The organism is Duganella sp. LjRoot269, from assembly GCF_964254095.1.
Taxonomy (GTDB): domain Bacteria; phylum Pseudomonadota; class Gammaproteobacteria; order Burkholderiales; family Burkholderiaceae_D; genus Rugamonas; species Rugamonas hordei.
The window spans coordinates 2439037-2455829 of record NZ_CAXUSL020000001.1; the positions used below are offsets into that span (position 1 = coordinate 2439037).

At 64.5% G+C, this 16793-nt stretch carries 17 protein-coding genes; 11 read left to right on the top strand and 6 right to left on the bottom strand.

What is annotated here, in order from left to right:
* The 4 genes from ACSQ3S_RS10865 to ACSQ3S_RS10880 all read left to right on the top strand — a co-directional run bounded on the left by ACSQ3S_RS10865 (position 1) and on the right by ACSQ3S_RS10880 (position 3194).
* On the top strand, positions 1 to 855 hold the full coding sequence (locus ACSQ3S_RS10865) for an EamA family transporter (RefSeq protein WP_353404719.1): 855 nt from the start codon (positions 1 to 3) through the stop codon (positions 853 to 855).
* Between the two features lie 100 nt (positions 856 to 955).
* Positions 956 to 1273, top strand: coding sequence for a hypothetical protein (locus ACSQ3S_RS10870; RefSeq protein ID WP_176653610.1), 318 nt, complete (start codon positions 956 to 958; stop codon positions 1271 to 1273).
* 103 nt (positions 1274 to 1376) lie between these two features.
* Complete coding sequence (gene alaC / locus ACSQ3S_RS10875) at positions 1377 to 2573, top strand: alanine transaminase (RefSeq protein WP_353404720.1); 1197 nt, start codon at positions 1377 to 1379, stop codon at positions 2571 to 2573.
* Positions 2574 to 2657: 84 nt separating this feature from the next.
* Positions 2658 to 3194 (top strand): hypothetical protein, encoded by a 537-nt coding sequence (locus ACSQ3S_RS10880; protein ID WP_353404721.1) that lies wholly within the window; start codon positions 2658 to 2660, stop codon positions 3192 to 3194.
* Here the strand turns inward: ACSQ3S_RS10880 and ACSQ3S_RS10885 are convergent.
* A complete protein-coding gene (locus tag ACSQ3S_RS10885) occupies positions 3191 to 4204 on the bottom strand; it encodes a zinc-binding alcohol dehydrogenase family protein (protein ID WP_176653614.1) in 1014 nt (337 codons plus the stop codon). The two genes, ACSQ3S_RS10880 and ACSQ3S_RS10885, sit on opposite strands and share 4 nt — an antisense overlap.
* Positions 4205 to 4303: 99 nt before the next feature.
* Between ACSQ3S_RS10885 and ACSQ3S_RS10890 the strand changes: the two genes are divergently transcribed.
* Entirely contained in the window at positions 4304 to 5203 is a 900-nt protein-coding gene (locus ACSQ3S_RS10890) for a LysR family transcriptional regulator (protein ID WP_436142374.1), read from the top strand.
* 94 nt (positions 5204 to 5297) lie between these two features.
* Complete coding sequence (locus tag ACSQ3S_RS10895) at positions 5298 to 6371, top strand: AI-2E family transporter (RefSeq protein WP_436142375.1); 1074 nt, start codon at positions 5298 to 5300, stop codon at positions 6369 to 6371.
* A 72-nt stretch (positions 6372 to 6443) separates the two neighbouring features.
* Here ACSQ3S_RS10895 and ACSQ3S_RS10900 read toward each other — a convergent pair whose 3' ends face one another.
* On the bottom strand, positions 6444 to 6668 hold the full coding sequence (locus tag ACSQ3S_RS10900; protein WP_176653617.1) for a hypothetical protein: 225 nt from the start codon (positions 6666 to 6668) through the stop codon (positions 6444 to 6446).
* A gap of 239 nt (positions 6669 to 6907) precedes the next feature.
* Between ACSQ3S_RS10900 and ACSQ3S_RS10905 the strand changes: the two genes are divergently transcribed.
* The 3 genes from ACSQ3S_RS10905 to ACSQ3S_RS10915 are packed head-to-tail and all read left to right on the top strand — an operon-like array spanning position 6908 to position 9259.
* A complete protein-coding gene (locus tag ACSQ3S_RS10905; RefSeq protein WP_436142376.1) occupies positions 6908 to 7519 on the top strand; it encodes a phosphatase PAP2 family protein in 612 nt (203 codons plus the stop codon).
* Between the two features lie 32 nt (positions 7520 to 7551).
* Positions 7552 to 8430, top strand: coding sequence for a diacylglycerol/lipid kinase family protein (locus ACSQ3S_RS10910; protein ID WP_436142377.1), 879 nt, complete (start codon positions 7552 to 7554; stop codon positions 8428 to 8430).
* Positions 8431 to 8440: 10 nt separating this feature from the next.
* Positions 8441 to 9259: a metallophosphoesterase family protein gene (locus tag ACSQ3S_RS10915; RefSeq protein WP_413449460.1), complete on the top strand. Its 819-nt coding sequence runs from the start codon at positions 8441 to 8443 to the stop codon at positions 9257 to 9259.
* 15 nt (positions 9260 to 9274) lie between these two features.
* On the opposite strand, the gene cls is transcribed toward ACSQ3S_RS10915, so the two are convergent.
* The 3 genes from cls to ACSQ3S_RS10930 all read right to left on the bottom strand — a co-directional run bounded on the left by cls (position 9275) and on the right by ACSQ3S_RS10930 (position 14145).
* On the bottom strand, positions 9275 to 10666 hold the full coding sequence (gene cls, locus ACSQ3S_RS10920; RefSeq protein WP_176653619.1) for a cardiolipin synthase: 1392 nt from the start codon (positions 10664 to 10666) through the stop codon (positions 9275 to 9277).
* Positions 10663 to 12777, bottom strand: a complete 2115-nt coding sequence (locus ACSQ3S_RS10925) for a site-specific recombinase (RefSeq protein WP_436142378.1) — start codon at positions 12775 to 12777, stop codon at positions 10663 to 10665. Before ACSQ3S_RS10925 ends, cls begins: the two co-directional genes overlap by 4 nt.
* Positions 12778 to 12855: 78 nt before the next feature.
* The gene (locus ACSQ3S_RS10930) at positions 12856 to 14145 is read right to left on the bottom strand and encodes an acetyl-CoA hydrolase/transferase family protein (protein ID WP_436142379.1); all 1290 of its coding nucleotides are present in this window, start codon (positions 14143 to 14145) and stop codon (positions 12856 to 12858) included.
* A gap of 117 nt (positions 14146 to 14262) precedes the next feature.
* On the opposite strand from ACSQ3S_RS10930, the gene ACSQ3S_RS10935 reads away from it, so the two are divergent.
* Together ACSQ3S_RS10935 and ACSQ3S_RS10940 are read left to right on the top strand one after the other, a co-directional pair.
* Positions 14263 to 15342, top strand: a complete 1080-nt coding sequence (locus tag ACSQ3S_RS10935; protein WP_436142380.1) for a porin — start codon at positions 14263 to 14265, stop codon at positions 15340 to 15342.
* A 52-nt stretch (positions 15343 to 15394) separates the two neighbouring features.
* Entirely contained in the window at positions 15395 to 16231 is an 837-nt protein-coding gene (locus tag ACSQ3S_RS10940; protein ID WP_176653623.1) for a branched-chain amino acid aminotransferase, read from the top strand.
* 13 nt (positions 16232 to 16244) lie between these two features.
* On the opposite strand, the gene ACSQ3S_RS10945 is transcribed toward ACSQ3S_RS10940, so the two are convergent.
* A complete protein-coding gene (locus ACSQ3S_RS10945; protein WP_353404733.1) occupies positions 16245 to 16781 on the bottom strand; it encodes a DUF3617 domain-containing protein in 537 nt (178 codons plus the stop codon).
* Positions 16782 to 16793: the final 12 nt, after the last annotated feature.

Sequence of the window (16793 nt, forward strand, 5' to 3'; positions counted from 1 at the left end):
ATGATCGAAGAGAAAAAACATGCCGGCGGCAGCGCGCTGCTGGCCGGGTTTGCGCTGCTGGCCAGCCAGCTGTCGCTGAACCTCGGCGCGGCGATCGCCAAGCACCTGTTCCCGCTGATCGGCGTCGAAGGCGTGGTGGCGTATCGCGTCGGCATCGCGGCGGTGCTGATGCTGCTGATCTTCCGTCCGTGGCGCACGCCGCTGACGTGGCGGCAGGGCGTCAACGTGGCGATCTACGGCAGCGTCATCGGCCTGATGAACCTGCTGATCTATCGCTCCTTCAGCTTGATACCGCTGGGTGTCGCAGTGGCGATCGAGGTGGCTGGACCGCTGACTGTGGCGGTGCTGTCGTCGCGCCGCCCGCGCGATTTCGCGGCGGTGTGCCTGGCGGTCGTTGGCCTGTATTTCCTGCTGCCGATCCATGGCCATGTCGACCAGCTCAATCCGGTGGGCGTGGCGTACGCGGCCGGCGCAGCGGTGTGCTGGGCCTTGTACATCGTCTACGGCAAGCGGGTATCGGCCATGCATGGCGGGCAGTCGGTCGCGTGGGCGATGCTGGCGGCGTCGCTGTTCATCGTGCCGGTCGGCGCCTGGTATGCGGGTTCGTTATTGTTGACGCCGATGTACATGCTGATCGGACTGGCGATCGCGGTGATGTCGAGCGCCTTGCCGTACACGCTGGAGATGCTGTCGATGCGCACGCTGTCGTCGCGCACCTTCAGCATGTTCAGCAGCGGTGCGCCGGCGCTGAGCGCACTGGCCGGCATGGCGGTGCTGGGCGAACACCTGACGCCGACGCAATGGCTGGCCATCGCCAGCATCGTGGTGGCCTCCGCGCTGACCTCGTTGCGCTGAATCCGGCTCCCATCGTCATCCAGCTTCCCCCATCCAGATAGCCCCATGTTGCATTTGTGATCAGTTCATGGCAGCATGCTTGCCTACTGGAGGAGAACCCATGCAAGTAGCACGCGCCCAACAACCGATCGCAGCCGCCGCCGTCACGCTGGTGGTGTGGGTGATCTGCGTCGCGGCCTTCCTGCCGCCGCTGAATACATACATCAAGGACTCGGTGCCGCTGGTGATCATCGCCGGCCTCGGCATCGCGGTCAGCCTGGTGCTGCACCTGATCTTCATCGGCATGGCCGCCAAGCGCCTCGGCCGTTCGGCAGTCTTGTGGGTGATCGTGGCGCTGTGCTTCCTGCCGATCGCCTCCATCGTCGGCCTGATCCTGTTCGAGTGGTTCAGCGAACAGGAAAAGGAAGCCAGCGTATAAAAAAGGGTATTGCAAAAAGCTGAACTCTTCGGCTAGTATGGATCCCGATGCAACATTGCATCGACGTCGCTCGGACGGTTCCGGGCGCTTACGTGAGACATCCATGACTGACACCCAAACTCCGCGCAGCTTTTCGCGCATCGATCGCCTGCCTCCCTACGTTTTCAATGTCACCGCCGAGCTCAAGCTGGCGGCGCGCCGTCGCGGCGAAGACATCATCGATATGTCGATGGGCAATCCCGATGGCGCCACGCCGTCGCACATCGTCGACAAGCTGGTCGATACCGTCAAGCGTCCCGATACGCACGGCTACTCGGCCTCCAAGGGCATACCCCGCTTGCGCCGCGCGATCACCAAGTGGTACAAGAACCGCTACGAAGTCGAGTTCGATCCGGACTCGGAGGCCATCGTCACCATCGGCTCCAAGGAAGGCCTGGCGCACCTGATGCTGGCCACGCTGGACCAGGGCGACACCGTGCTGGTGCCCAACCCCAGCTACCCGATCCACATCTGGGGCGCGGTGATCGCCGGCGCCAATATCCGCTCGGTGCGCATGACGCCCGGCGTGGATTTCTTCGACGAGCTGGAGCGCGCGGTGCGCGAGACCTACCCTAAGCCGAAGATGATGATCCTGGGCTTCCCGTCGAACCCGACCGCGCAATGCGTGGAACTGGAATTCTTCGAACGCGTGGTGGCGCTGGCGCGCCAGCACAACATCCTGGTGGTGCATGACCTGGCCTACGCCGACATCACCTTCGACGGCTGGAAAGCGCCGTCGATCATGCAGGTGGAAGGCGCGCGCGATGTCGCAGTGGAATTCTTCACCATGTCGAAGAGCTACAACATGGCCGGCTGGCGCATCGGCTTCATGGTCGGCAACAAGGAGCTGGTGGCGGCGCTGGCGCGCATCAAGAGCTATCACGACTACGGCAGCTTCACGCCGGTGCAGGTGGCGGCGATCGCCGCGCTGGAAGGCGACCAGAGCTGCGTCAGCGAGATCGTGCAGGTCTACCAGAGCCGGCGCGACGTGCTGCACAAGGGCTTGTGCGAAGCGGGCTGGCCGGTCGACAAGCCGAAGGCGTCGATGTACATCTGGGCGCGCATACCGGAAGCGTATCGCCATCTGGGCTCGCTTGAATTTTCCAAGCTGCTGCTGGCCGAGGCCAAGGTGTGCGTGTCGCCCGGCATCGGCTTTGGCGAGTACGGCGATGAGTACGTGCGCTTCGCGCTGATCGAAAACGAAGCCCGCATCCGTCAGGGACTTCGCGGCATCAAGGCCATGCTGCGCAAAGCCGGATAAATCTGCGCCGACTTTACGCCGCATCAAGTGCCATGCTTGATGCGGCGGCTACTGTATTCCTGAATTCTCTCGGGAGTGCACATCATGTCTTCTCCGCCCGCCAGCGACAGCACGCGCCGTTTGCTCGAGGCCGTCCGCAAACTCGAAACCACCTTGCGCACCGCAGGCCTGCCGCGCTTCCTGGCACGCTTGCCGGTGTGCTGGCTGTGCTGGCACTACTGCCGCATGCTGGACCAGAAGATCGTCCGCATCAAGCGCATCGCCGGCAAGTTCGAGCAATGGCTGCCGGCGATACGCAATCTTTCGGACCATGGCGAGTTCATCGACATCGATCTCAGCATGCGCGACGATATCGAAGTCACCAAGAAAACGATGTGGGAGTTGCGCAGCTACTGCATCGACATCGGCCGCATGTTCGAGCAGCTCGGCTACCGCTCGCCGGGCTTGCGGCGGCGGCAGGCGCAGTTCCTGCTGATCCTGGAGACCTCGTGTGTGTCGGCCAGCACCATGCAGCAGGAGCTGGCCGATCACGACAGCCGGGCGTTGGCGCTGCTGCGCGCGCAGCAGGCGCGCGAGCGCGCGGCGTTGAGTGCGGCCGCAGCGCCGCCGGCGGCTTCTTAAAAGCCTTCCAGTACGATCTTGCCTTTGGCGCGGTTGCTTTCGATCAGCGCGTGCGCGCGCTTCAGGTTGGCGGCGTTGATCTTGCCGAAGCGCTCGGCCAGCGTGGTCTTGATGACGCCGGTGTCCACCAGCTGCGCCATGTCGTTCAGCAGGTGGTGCTGCTTCTGGATGTCCGCCGTGTCGAACATCGAGCGCGTGAACATGAATTCCCAATGCAGCGAAACGCTCTTGCGCTTCAACAGGCGCACGTCGATGGCGGCCGGATCGTCGATCAGCGCGACCTTGCCTTGCGGCGCGACCAGCTCGGCTATCGCGTTCCAGTGGTGGTCGGTCTGGTTCAGGCTGGCGACATAGCTGACGGGCGGCAGGCCGAGGCGGGCGATCTCTTCGTTCAGCGGTTTGCCGTGGTCGATCACGTGATGCGCGCCCAGTTCCTTGACCCACTCGACGGTCTCGGGACGCGATGCGGTGGCGATGACGGTCAGCCCGGTCAGCTGGCGCGCCAGCTGCACGAGGATGGAGCCGACCCCGCCCGCCGCGCCGATCACCAGCAGTGACTTGCCCTGCACGCCCTTGTCGCGGCTTACTTCCAGGCGCTCGAACAGCAGCTCCCATGCGGTGATGGCGGTCAGCGGCATGGCGGCGGCCTTGGCGAAGTCCAGCTTCTTCGGCTTGTGGCCGACGATGCGTTCGTCCACCAGGTGCAATTCGCTGTTGGTGCCGGGCCGCATCAGCGCGCCGGCGTACCAGACTTCATCGCCCGGCTTGAACAGCGTGACGTCGGGACCGACGGCCTTGACTACGCCGGCGGCATCCCAACCGATGACCTTGGCGTCGCCGTCGGCCGGCGCCATGTTGGCGCGGATCTTGACGTCGACCGGATTGACCGAGATCGCCCTGACTTCCACCAGCAGGTCGCGGCCCGTGGCTTGCGGGTCGGGCAGTTCGATGTCGATCAGCGCGTCGTCATCGGTGATGGGAAGGGACTTGCGGTAGGCAACGGCTTTCATGGAAGGCTCCGGTAATGTTGGTATGGGAGTATCATCATTTAATTCGCGGGGAAGAAAAAGAGGCCTCGCACCGAAACACTTTCAAAGGAATGCCGAAAATTGCTGAGGCTAGATGACTTGAACGTCTTTGTGCGTACCGCGGACCGGGGCAGCTTGTCAGCCGCCGCGCGCGAGCTGGAGATATCGCCGGCACTGGCCAGCGCCGCCGTCAAGCGGCTCGAAGGCGAGCTGGGACTGCGCTTGTTCGCCCGTACCACGCGCTCCTTGCGGCTGACGGAGGAGGGCGAGCACTACCTGCGCCACGCGCGCGAGGCGCTGCGCTTGCTGAAGGAGGGGCACGACGCGCTGATCCAGGGCCAGCAGACGCTGGGCGGGATGTTGAAGATATCGCTGCCGTCCGACCTGGGCCGCAATATGATGGTGGCCTGGCTCGACCAGTTCCAGGCGCAGTATCCGCAAGTCAGTTTCCAGCTCAGCATCAGCGACCGCGTGTCCGACCTGTACCGGCAGCCGGTCGATATCGCCATCCGCTACGGTAGGCAGGAGGATTCCAGCCTGATCGCCTTGCCGCTGGCGCCGGACAACCGCCGCGTGCTGGTGGCGTCGCCGGAGTACATCAAGCGGCACGACAAAGTGAGCGAGTTGAAAGACCTGCTGCGCCACAACTGCCTGCGCTTCATGCTGGACGAGGTGATCCATGACCGATGGAGCTTTTATCGCGATGCCGCGGCCGAGCCGACAACGATCCACGTCAACGGCAACCGCAGCGCCGACGATGCCGACGTGGTGCGGCGCTGGGCGGTGGCGGGACTGGGCATCGCCAACAAGTCGCGGCTGGACCTGGCCGACGACATCCGCAGCGGACGGCTGCACATCCTGCTGCCGGACATACTGGGCGAACCGGTGCCGCTGAACATGCTGTGCATGCACCGCGCGCACATGACGCCGACGGTGCTGCAATTGCGCGACTTCCTGCGGGCGCAGTGTGAGAAGGCTTGAGAAGGCTTAGAAAATAATTAAAAAGCAAGCAATCCGCTTGCGGCAGCGCGAAATGCGCTTACCATAGCCCCAATATTTACCAGGAGATACTCCGATGACCGAAACCCAGCGTGACCTACTCAGTGCGGCATTCTCCCTGACCTTGATAGCGCTGGCGGCCTTCGTCATGCACCGTTTCTTCCTGCCGCTGATCTGGGCCGGCATCCTGTGCGTGGCGACGTGGCCGCTGTACCAGCGCATGCGCGCCCGTTTCGGCCGCCACGATGTGCTGGCCGCCGCCGTGCTGACCTTGATCTGCGCCGCCGTCTTTATCGTGCCGGTGCTGCTGGGTGTCACGCAGGCGGCGCGGCAGGCGCCGGAGCTGGCCAACTATCTGGTCACCGCCAATACCGACGGCATACCGGTGCCGGCTTTCGTGGCGCACTTGCCGCTGGTCGGCGATTGGATCAGCGACTGGTGGCAAGCCACGCTGAGCCAACCGCACGGCCTGGCGCATTTGCTGTCCGACCGCGAAATCAACGGCCTGCATTCGGCGCGCGACATGATCAAGGTGGCCGGCGTCGGCTTCATGCACCGGCTGGTCGACTTCGGCCTGGCCTTCCTGTGCCTGTTCTTCTTCTACAAGGATGGCGAAGCGCTGAACCGCCAGATCACCGCCATCGGCAGCCATTGTTTCAGCGAGCAGCGCTGGGCGCGCTACGCCGAAAAAATCCCGACCGCGATCCGCGCCACCGTCAACGGACTGGTGCTGGTGGGCTTGGCGGAAGGCGTGTTGATCGGCATCGGCTATGGGATCGCAGGTCTCCCGTCCCCCGCTCTGTGGGCGGCGGTGACGGGTATCCTGGCTATCATTCCATTTGGCGCGCCGCTGGCGTTTGTCAGCGCGGCCGCTATGCTGGCCTTCAACGGCGCGGTACCGGCCGCGATCGCGGTGGCGGTATGGGGCACCATCGTGCTGTTCGTGGCGGATCACTTTGTACGGCCAGGGATGATCGGCAACGCCACGCGGCTGCCGTTCCTGGCCGTACTGTTCGGTATCCTCGGCGGGGTGGAAACCCTGGGCCTGGTTGGACTGTTTATTGGTCCGGTCGTGATGGTTCTGTTTGTGACGCTTTGGTACGAGGCGAATCTGTTTGATGACGGCTCGCCAGTTGCCAAACCCAGGTGAGGAGCGCAAGCGAGGTCGCAGCGTCTGCCGGCCTGTCTTGCGACTGGATCGGGCAACTGGCACCGGCAACCATTAGTGCGCCTTCGACAGGATCAGCAGCCAGCGGCGGCACAGCAGTACCTCCAGATGGCCGGCCTGCACGCCGGTGTCGCACTCGATAATCGGGTTCACAGCGTAGTAACGCTTGCGGAAGTCGCGGCACACCAGCATTTCGCGTTTGCCCATGCGCACCAGGAACGAGGTAGGCATATATTCCATGCCGAAGCGGGAAGCGAAGCTGCTATTTACTGTTGTCATGACATTTCCTTTTGGGAGAAGCGTTTAACGAGGAGTTCAGAATAGCATAACTACTGTATGAATAAACAGGTACTGTGTAAATAAACAGTAAATTCGTTGTTTCGTGGTTTTTCCACTAACTTCATCGGCAAAGCCGGCTGGAGCACCAAATTTTCAGCAAACTCATCCGTTTCATCGAAGCAAGACTGTCACCCGGCGGCGAATTCGGCCTGCACCTGACGGCGGGGCTGGCGCTGCTGGTGGCGGCCGCCTCGGTGTTCGGCGACCTGGCCGAGGATGTGATGGGGCAGGAATCGATCGTCGTGCTGGACCAGCGGATTTCCCACTGGTTCAACCTGCACGGGGCGGAGCCGGCCACCAGCCTGATGCTGGGCGTGTCGGCGCTGCACAGCGTGGCGGGCATGGTGCTGCTGGTGGCGGTGGCGGGCTGGTATTTCTGGCGCGCGCAGGCTCGCTACTGGCTGCTGGCGCTGTTGGTGTCGGTGCCGAGCGGGATGCTGCTGAACGTGCTGTTCAAGTATGTGTTCCAGCGCAGCCGTCCGGTGTTCGACACGCCGCTGGTGAGCCTGATGACCTACAGCTTCCCCAGCGGCCACACGGCGGCGGCGACCCTGTTCTATGGCTTGCTGGCCAGCTACGCCATGATGGGGCGGTCGGGCTGGAGTGTGCGTTTGGGCACGGCGGCCGGCTGCGTAACAATGGTATTGTTGGTGGCATTGAGCCGCGTCTACCTGGGCGCCCATTTTCTCAGCGACGTGCTGGCGGCGATGGCCGAGAGCGTGGCATGGCTGGCGGTCTGCATCACCGCCATCTCCACGCTGCGACGGCGGCGGGAAGCTAAAACGTTATAAACCGTTTCGAGGAGAATGCGCTGGACAGCATAGTGGTGATCGTTAATGCCAGCGCGGGGCTGGGCTATTGCGGCGGCTGGACCGCCGCGCTGGAGGAAAAATTCCGCAGTCACGGCGTCGCGCCGGACATCACGCTGGCCAGGAGCGGCGACGAGATGATCGCCCGCGCCGAAAAAGCCGTGGCCGACGGCGCGCCGCTGGTGGTGGCCGGCGGCGGCGACGGCACGATCAACGCGGTGGCGTCGGTGCTGGTCGGCAGCCGCACCCGGCTGGGCGTGCTGCCGCTGGGCACGCTGAACCACTTCGCCAAGGACCTGAAGATTCCGCTGGACCTGGATGGAGCGGTGGCCAATGCGGTGCTGGGGAGGGCGTGCCAGATCGATGTCGGCGAAGTCAACGGCCGCATCTTCCTCAACAATTCCAGCCTCGGCATGTATCCCGACATCGTGCGCGACCGCGAGCAGCAGCAGAAGAAGCTGGGACGCGGCAAATGGCTGGCGTTCGGCCATGCGCTGTTTGCGGCGCTGCGGCGTTTTCCGTTCATGAGCGTGCGGCTGAAAATCAACGGCGAAGCGCATCTGCGCCGCACGCCGTTCGTCTTCATCGGCAACAACGAATACCTGCAGGGCTTGACCATGGGCGCGCGCGAGCGGCTCGACAGCGGCAAGCTGTGCCTGTATGTCGCGCAGAATCCGACCCGGCTGGGATTGCTGCGCTACGCGCTGCATGCGCTGTTCGGCAAGCTGGCGGAGGCGCGCGACTTCGATGTGCTGTCGGCGTCGGAGCTGGTGATCGAAACCCGGCACCACCGGCTGCGCGTGGCCACCGACGGCGAGGTCACGCATATGCAGCCGCCGCTGTGCTATCGTTCACGGGCGTCGGCCCTGAGCGTGATCGTTCCGGCCGCCTGAGGAGATCAGCATGCGTACCATCGTTCATTTGTCCGACCTGCATTTCGGCCGCGTCGACCAGGATTTGCTGCGGCCGCTGCAAGAGCTGACCGCGCGGCTGGCGCCGGATGTGGTGGTGGTGTCGGGCGACCTGACGCAGCGCGCCAAGACCGAGGAGTTCAAGGCCGCGCGGGCGTTTCTCGACACCTTGCCGGGGCCGCAGATCGTGGTGCCGGGCAATCACGACATCCCGCTGTACAACGTCGCCAGCCGCTTCCTGACGCCGCTGCGCAAATACACGCGCTACGTGACGCTGGACCTGGCGCCGGAATATGTGGACGAGGAGATCGCCGTGCTGGGCATCAATACCGCGCGTTCGCTGACGTTCAAGGATGGGCGCATCAACCACGACCAGGTGGCGCAGATCCGCCAGCGCATGGGTGCGGTGGATCAGCACCTGACGCGCATCGTCGTCACCCACCACCCGTTTGATTTGCCGGAGCACTTCGACCAGGACGACCTGGTCGACCGCGCGCCGATGGCGATGCGGGCGTTCGCCGAGTGCGGCGTGGATTTGTTGCTGGCCGGGCATTTGCACGCTAGCCACGCCGGCAACAGCGCGCAGCGCTACAAGATCAGCGGCTACGCGGCCTTGGTGGTGCAGGCCGGCACCGCCACCTCCACGCGCGGCAGGGGCGAGTCGAATTCCTTCAACGTCATCCGCGTCGAGCCCGACATGGTGCAGGTCGAGCGCTACAGCTGGATCGCCGGCACGGCCAGTTACGAGCCGGTGCACACCGAACGCTTCCGCCGCGAAGGCGACGTCTGGTCCCTCACCGGCGAATCGTAACCTGACCCCGGGGTTTTAGAGCCAGTAGTCCATCAAGCGGGCGGCCCATTCCTTCATGCGGCTGGCCCACGGACGGTGGCGCCAGTCTTCCAGCGTGATGCGGGTCGAGTCGCGCAGGTCTTCCTGGAAGGCTTTTTCCATTTCGATGCCGAAGGCGTCGCCCAGCACCACCACGTTCAGCTCGCTGTTGTGCAGGAAGCTGCGGGTGTCGATGTTGGTCGAGCCCACCGTCGACCAGTTGCCGTCGATGACGGCGGTCTTCGCGTGCAGCACCGCCAGCTTCAGCTGGTAGATCTGCACGCCGCTCTCCAGCAGTTGGTCGTAGAAACCATGGCCGGCGTAGAACACCAGCCCGCTGTCGGACACGCCCGGCAGCACGATCTTCACGTCCACGCCGCGCCGCGCCGCGGCCTTCAGCGCATCGACCGTCTGCTGGTCCGGCACGAAATAGGCGGACGTGAGGTGGATGCTCTTCTTGGCTTCCTGGAACGCCAGGCTGTAGGCCTTGTAGATCTCGAACTGGCTGCCCGGGTCGCTGCCCAGCACGCGCACCACCTTGTCGCCGGCGATCACCGGCTGCGGGAAGTAGTCGGCGTCCGGCAGGTCGGCCTTGTCCTGCGTGGCCCACTGGCGCACGTACAGCCACTGGAACGCCTGCACCGCCGGACCTTCGACCTTGATGTGGGTGTCGCGCCAGCCGACGTCGGACTTGTCGGTGGGCCTGGACTTGGAGCGGAACAGCGAGCTCTTGGCATACGTGGCGCTGATGTTGATGCCGCCCGTGAAAGCGATCTTGCCGTCGACGATCAGCACCTTGCGGTGGTCGCGGTTGTTGACCTTCCAGCTGTCGCCGTTCAGCTTGGCCGGATTGACCGGGTTGAATTCCATCAGGTGGATGCCGGCCTTGCGCATGCGCTCGAAGAACTCGGCCGGCACGCCAAGCGTGCCCACGCTGTCGTACATGATGTTGACCGTCACGCCTTGCTGTTGCTTGTCGATCAGCGCGTCGGCGAACTTCAGGCCCAGTTCATCCTGGTCGAAGATGTAGGTTTCCAGGTTGATGTTGTTGCGCGCGGCATTGATGGCCTTGAGCATCTCGGCCATCGTTTGCGGGCCGTCGAACAACAGCGTGCACTTGTTGCCGGCGATCAGGGGCACGCCGGTGGCGGCTTCCTCCAGCGCGGCCTGCGCCTGCTGGTCCAACGTGGCCTTGGGCCAGCGCTTGGCCAGCAGCGCCTTGGCGCGGCCGTCGCTCAGCGTGCCGTTGGCTCCCTTGACGCTGGGCACGGCGCCCGGCTCGAGCTTGTCGCTCATCGCCGTCACGTTCGGCAGCGAGGCGCATGCGCCCAGCAAACCCCAGCACATCAGGCCGAGGGGCAGCCAGTAACGCATGCGTGCAGATTTCATCTTGTAGCCTTTTCAGCGGTTTTCGATTCGTCGGATAATGCCAGCGGCGCCGCTTCTTCTTCCGCCGAGCCGAAGAAGAACGACACCGGCGCCTGCCGGAACTTGCGGCCCAGCGCCTTCAGCAGTTGCCAGCCATGCTTGAAATGCACCTGGCGCGAGCGCAGGGCCACCCACAGCGCCAGTCCGAAACTGACCAGCAGGTTGACCGTGCCGATGGCCAGGAAACCAGCCACGGACGTCAACACAAGTTCCCAGCTGACATTGTGGTCGAGTCCCACCATGGCTGTCGCAAAGTTGGCCGATGAGAACGTCACGTGGCGGATATCCAGCGGCATGCCCAGCAGGAAGCCCAGCAGCGGCATCACGCCGAGCAGGATGCCGAAGAAGAAATTCCCCATCAGTCCGCCCAGGTTGTTCTCCATGTACACGCCCAACCGGTCCAGCCGCTCCTGCCCCAGCAGCCAGCGCAGGCCGCGCAGCTGCGCGACGCGCCGGGCCCAGCGCGTGTACAGCGCCTTGTTGTCGTAGTAGCCCGAGATCAGGCCGGCCACGAACAGGCAGACGCCGGCGATGGCCGCGTAGATCAGCGTCGGACCGTGGATGGGATCGATATCGTGCAGCAGGTGCATGGCCTTGTCCGGCGACACCAGGTGGTGGCCCGTCAGCCACGGCCAGGCCATGGCGATCAGCCAGGCGGTCGGGATGGCGGTGGCCAGGTTGCCCAGCACCGCCATGTTTTGCGTGCGTATCACCTTGCTGCACAGCTCGGCCATGCTGTCGAGGTCGATGTTGCGGCCGTCCTTGCTTTGCAGGCCGGCCGCGATGCGCGAGGCGGTCATCGCCGGCTGCTTGGTGGCGACGGTGAAATGCAGCAAATGGATGAACATGAAGCCCAGCGAATAGTTCATGCTGAACAAAAAGGTCTCGACCAGCGGCGCGGCGCGCAGATACGAGGCCAGTATCTTGAACAAGGCCATGAAGCCGATCACCAGGCCGGCGCCGGCCGACGACACGAACATGCCGCGCAATTCCTTGCGCGAGTCGGCAACGTAGTGCTCGCCGGTGTGGCTGGCGTTGTCGGTGATGTTGCGCGCCAGCAGGTCGATATTGTCGCCCAGCAGATCGCGCACCATGTATTTGTTGTTGTGCGCGGTGATCAGTTCCTGCGCCAGCGCCACGGCGGCGCTGCGGCGCGGACTCGGCGGGCCTTCCTGCTGATGGGGAACGTGGGTCGCGGCCAGCAGATTTACAGGCAACTGCGCTTCCAGCTGCGGCGCGGCCGGCAGCTCGCCGCTGACGTCGACCAGGAACAGCAGCTTGCGCAGGCGGTCTATGCTTTGCGTCAGCGCCACCAGCAGGTAGGTCAGCGCGATGCTGGTGCCCTGGCTCAGCGCCTTCTTGCGGATCCTGGCGATCACCTCGTCGCACTGGTCCAGCATCACCAGCAGGTGGCGGGCGTCTTCCAGCGCCACCGTTTCGCCGGCCAGCATGCGCTGGTAGCTGTCGAGGTAGGCGTTGACTTCGAAGTTCTGCACCATGAACGGCGACTCGTAGGTCTCCATCTCGGTGTGGAAGTTGGTCAGCTTCGGCTCCAGGCCGATGGCGCACACGCGGTAGGACAGCGTGCGTATCGCTTCCAGCAGGCCGGGCAGCATCAGGTTGCCGTCCGGCTCGTCCTCGCCATGCGCCATGGCGATCACGTCGACCAGGGCCAGCCAGTCGGCGGCCGGCACGGCGGCGATCCAGATGTGGTCGGTGCGGCGGTAGACCACCTGGTCGAGCGCGTCGCTGAGGTAGTCGTCGCCCAGCGCCGGCGGCAGCATGCGGAAGGCGATACGGCGCTTCAGTTCGGTGAAGAAGCCGTCATTCGACAGCACGCCGATTTCGGTGTACAGGCTGGCATGGCGGCGGCTGGCAAGCAGCGTGCGGGCGTAATTTCGCAGCGCCAGCGCGTGCGCAGGGTTGCCTTTCAACAGCTGGCACAGCGTGCGCACATTGGCGGTGGCGCGCGCGCCGTCGCTGGGGCGTGGGGGACGCAGCGTGTCGAACAGCGCGACCATCAGGCCGATATCGCTGCTTTGTGCGTCGATGCGTTCGAGGATATCTATCATGCAACGCAGTATAGCCAGCTGTCGGACATTCGTATGTACGCTGCCGTACATACAAATATCCAACAGGAAACTCGTCTCTTAGCAGAGCAAGATCTTTTTGGCTGCCTGCCGCAGCTCGGCGCGGAAGTCCGGATGGGCGATGGCGATCAGCGCCTCGGCCCGCTGGTGGGCGGATTTGCCGCGCAGCTGGGCCACGCCGTATTCGGTCACCACGTAGTTGACGTCGTTCTTGCCGGTGGTGACGTGGGTGCCCGGCGTCAGCGTGCAGACGATGCGCGAGATGCTGCCTTCCTTGGCGGTCGACGGCAGCACGATGAAGGCCTTGCCGCCGCGCGAACGGTTGGCGGCGCGGACGAAATCGACCTGGCCGCCGGTGCCGGAATAGGGCAGGTGGGCGATGCTTTCCGATCCACACTGGCCCAGCAGGTCGACCTGCAGGCTGGCGTTGATGGCGACCAGCTGGTTGTTCTGGCCGGCCAGGTAGGGATCGTTGGTGTAATTGACCGGGTGCATTTCCAGCATCGGATTGCGGTGCATGAAGTCGTACAGCTTGCGCGAGCCCAGCGCGAAGGTGGCCACCATCTTGTTCGACAAATAGGTCTTGCGGCTGTTGTTGACGGCGCCCGATTCGACCAGCTTGAGGATGCCGTCGCCTATCATCTCGGTGTGGACGCCGAGGTCGTGCTTGGAGGTCAGCTGCATCACCACCGCGTCGGGAATGCCGCCGTAGCCGATCTGCAGGGTCGAGCCGTCCTCGATCATCTCCGCCACGTAGCCGGCGATGGCTTCCTGCACCGGCCCGATCTTGGGCAGGCCGACTTCGATCACCGGCTCGTTGCTCTCCACCAGCGCCGTCACCTGCGAGATGTGGACGTGGCACTGGCCGTGCGCGTACGGCACGTTGGGATTCACTTCCAGCACCACCACGCGCGCCTTCTGGATCGCCGCCATGGTGTAGTCGGCGCCCAGGCTGAGCGCGAAATTGCCGTGCTCGTCCATCGGCGAGGCCATCGAGAACACCACGTCGGACGGCACCATGCCGCGCTCGATCAGGCTTGGCAGTTCGGAGAAATAGGCGGGGATGAAGTCGGCCCAGCCGGCCTGTCCGGCCGAGCGGGAGGCGCCGCCGAAGAACAGCGCCACGTGGCGCACGTGCTGGACGGTGTCGCAATCGAAGTAGCCGTATTTGCGCATCGCCAGGATCTGCGCGACCTTGACGTCGCGGAAACGGGTGCGCTGCTCGGACAGCGCGTGCAGCAGCGTGGGCGGTTCGCCGGCGCCGGACGGCACGATGATGAAATCGCCGTCCTTCAGCAGTTCGATGGCCTCTCCCGGGGAACACCGTTTGTCGTCATATTGCGTGTGCATAGCGGTCCGCCTTTCGCATGATGAAATGTCACTATAAACCAAGTAGCTGCAAATATGGGTGTAAAAGTGGTCGAACGCACAGAGGTGGACCCGGCTGTGGCCTACCATGGTGCCATTATGAAAACCACCTTGTTCACGCTGGCAGTCATCGCACCCCTGACCGCGGCGGCGCAGGCGCCGTCTTCAGTCCAGGTCTATGGGCTGCTGGACGCCGGCGTGGTGTCCGAGCGTGGTTGCAATGGCGACTGCACGCGGACCAAGGTCGACAGCGGCATCGCTTCCCCTTCGCGGCTGGGCGTGCGCGGTCGCGAGGACCTGGGCGGCGGCACGGCGGCCGTCTACACGCTCGAGGCTGGCGTACTCAACGATACCGGCGCTTCCGACCAGAACGGCAAGCTGTTCGGCCGCCAGGCCTATGTCGGGCTCGACGGCCCGCTGGGCATGGTCACCTTGGGCCGGCAGTACAACCTGGTCTACGAAGCGCTGACCGACGTGGCCGACCCTTTCCACGGCGGCATGGCCGGCAGCGCCGCCAACCTGGTCGGCTACACCACCCAGCGCTACGACAACACCATCAGGTACGCGACGCCGCGCAGCAAGGCCGGCTGGAGCGGGGCGGCGATCTACAGCTTCGGCGAGTCGCCGTACAACAGCCGGGTCAACCGCGCGTACGGCGCCACCATCGGCTATGCGCACGGCGCCGCCAACATCAGCGTCAGCCACCAGCGCAAGGACAATCTGCTGGACGCCACCGGCACCATGCCGGCGGTCGACCAGTCGGCCCGCAACACGCTGGTGGCGGCCAATTTCAATTTCGGCCGCTTCGTCGGCTACGCCGCGTACGGCCACAGCAAGGGCGACGGCAGTTCGCCGTGGGACATGAACAATCCCTACGGCGCGGTGGTGCAAAGCACGCCGTCCAACGACAGCCGCGACGTGCTGGTCGGCATCGCCGTGCCCAGGGGCGCGCTCACCTGGCTGGCCTCGTACATCCACAAGGACGACCGCGGCCTGGCCAACCGCGACGCCAACCAGATCGCCGTCGGCGCCAGCTACGCGCTGTCGAAGCGCACCGACTTCTACGCCGCCTTCGCCAGGATCCAGAACCGCAACGGCGCCGGCTACACGGTCGGCAACGCCACCAGCGCCGGACAGGGCGACAAGGCGATCAACATCGGCCTGCGACATGCATTCTGAACAAACGTGATAAATTGCCCGTTCCACTGACTCACTAACATCAGGAACGAGCATGTATCTGACCTATTTCAACGGCGCCTGGAGCGAAGGCAACACCCCACTGTATGGCGCGATGGATCACAGCGTATGGCTGGGATCGTCCGTGTTCGATGGCGCCCGCGCGATCCGCGGCCATCTGCCGGATCTGCGGCCGCATCTGCAGCGTGTGATCAATTCCGCCGAGCGCGTCGGCCTGGCCTGTCCGCTGAGCGTGGATGAGATGGAAGCGCTGGTGCGCGAGGGCGTGGCCAAATTCCCGGCTGATGCCGAGCTGTATGTGCGGCCGCTGGTGTTCGGCACCGACGGCTTCCTGATCCCGGTGGCGGAAAAAAGCGCGTTCGCGCTGACGCTGTTCGACGCGCCGATGCCACCGTTCACCGGCTTCTCGGCCTGCCTGTCGGGGCTGCTGCGGCCGGAGCCTTCGATGGCGCCCACCGACGCCAAGGCCTCTGCCTTGTACGCCAACACCGCCAAGGCCATCCGCGAAGCGCAGCAGCGCGGCTACGACAACGCCGTGGTCTGCGACAGCGCCGGCAACGTGGCCGAGTTCGCGTCGGCCAACCTGTTCCTGGTCACGCCGGGCGGTGGCGTGGTGACGCCGGTGGCCAACGGCACCTTCCTGTCCGGCATCACGCGCGCCCGCGTGATCGAGCTGCTGGCGAAGGAGGGCGTGCAGGTCGAAGAGCGCACCGTGCGCCCCGAGGAACTGGACAGCGCCGTCGAGATCTTCAACACCGGCAACTACGGCAAGGTCACGCCGTGCATCCGCTACGAAGGACGCAGCCTGCCGGTGGGGCCGATCGCCACGCTGGCGCGCGACCGCTACATGGCGTTCTCGGACAGCCAGTAATCAATCAGCTTTGTTACTTGGCCGGGCAGCTGGCGCTGAGCCAGCGCCCGGTCGATTCCACCGTGACGTTTTGCGGCTGGCCGCTGGCGGCGGTGGTGACGTTCATGTTCATCGTGTAGCTGCTGTCGCCGTTGAAGCGTATCGTGCCCTGGCCGCTGGAGGCCGGATCGGTGCAGCTGAACGAGATGTTCATGCCGCCCGCCACCGGCTCCTGCTTCGACGTGCACTTGCCTTTCTGGCTCAGCGGCAGTTCCTTCTTCGCCGCCATCTCCGGCGTCACGCACGCCGTCAGCACCATGCCGCCATCGCTGCCCGACTGCGGCATCGAGACGCCGTTCTGCTTCATCATCGCCTCGATCTGGGCGCGCTGCTCCGGCGCCATGTTGGCCAGCTGCTTGAGCGCCATGCCCATCGCCTGGTCGGTCTGCGCGTTGCCGGTCTTGACCTTGTTATTCAATTCCCACAGGCCGGGCTTGATGGTCGGCGCCGGGGTTTGGGCCTGGACCTGGGCCGCGGCCAGCAAGGCCAGCGAAATCAATACACGCTTCATGTTATCTCCTGA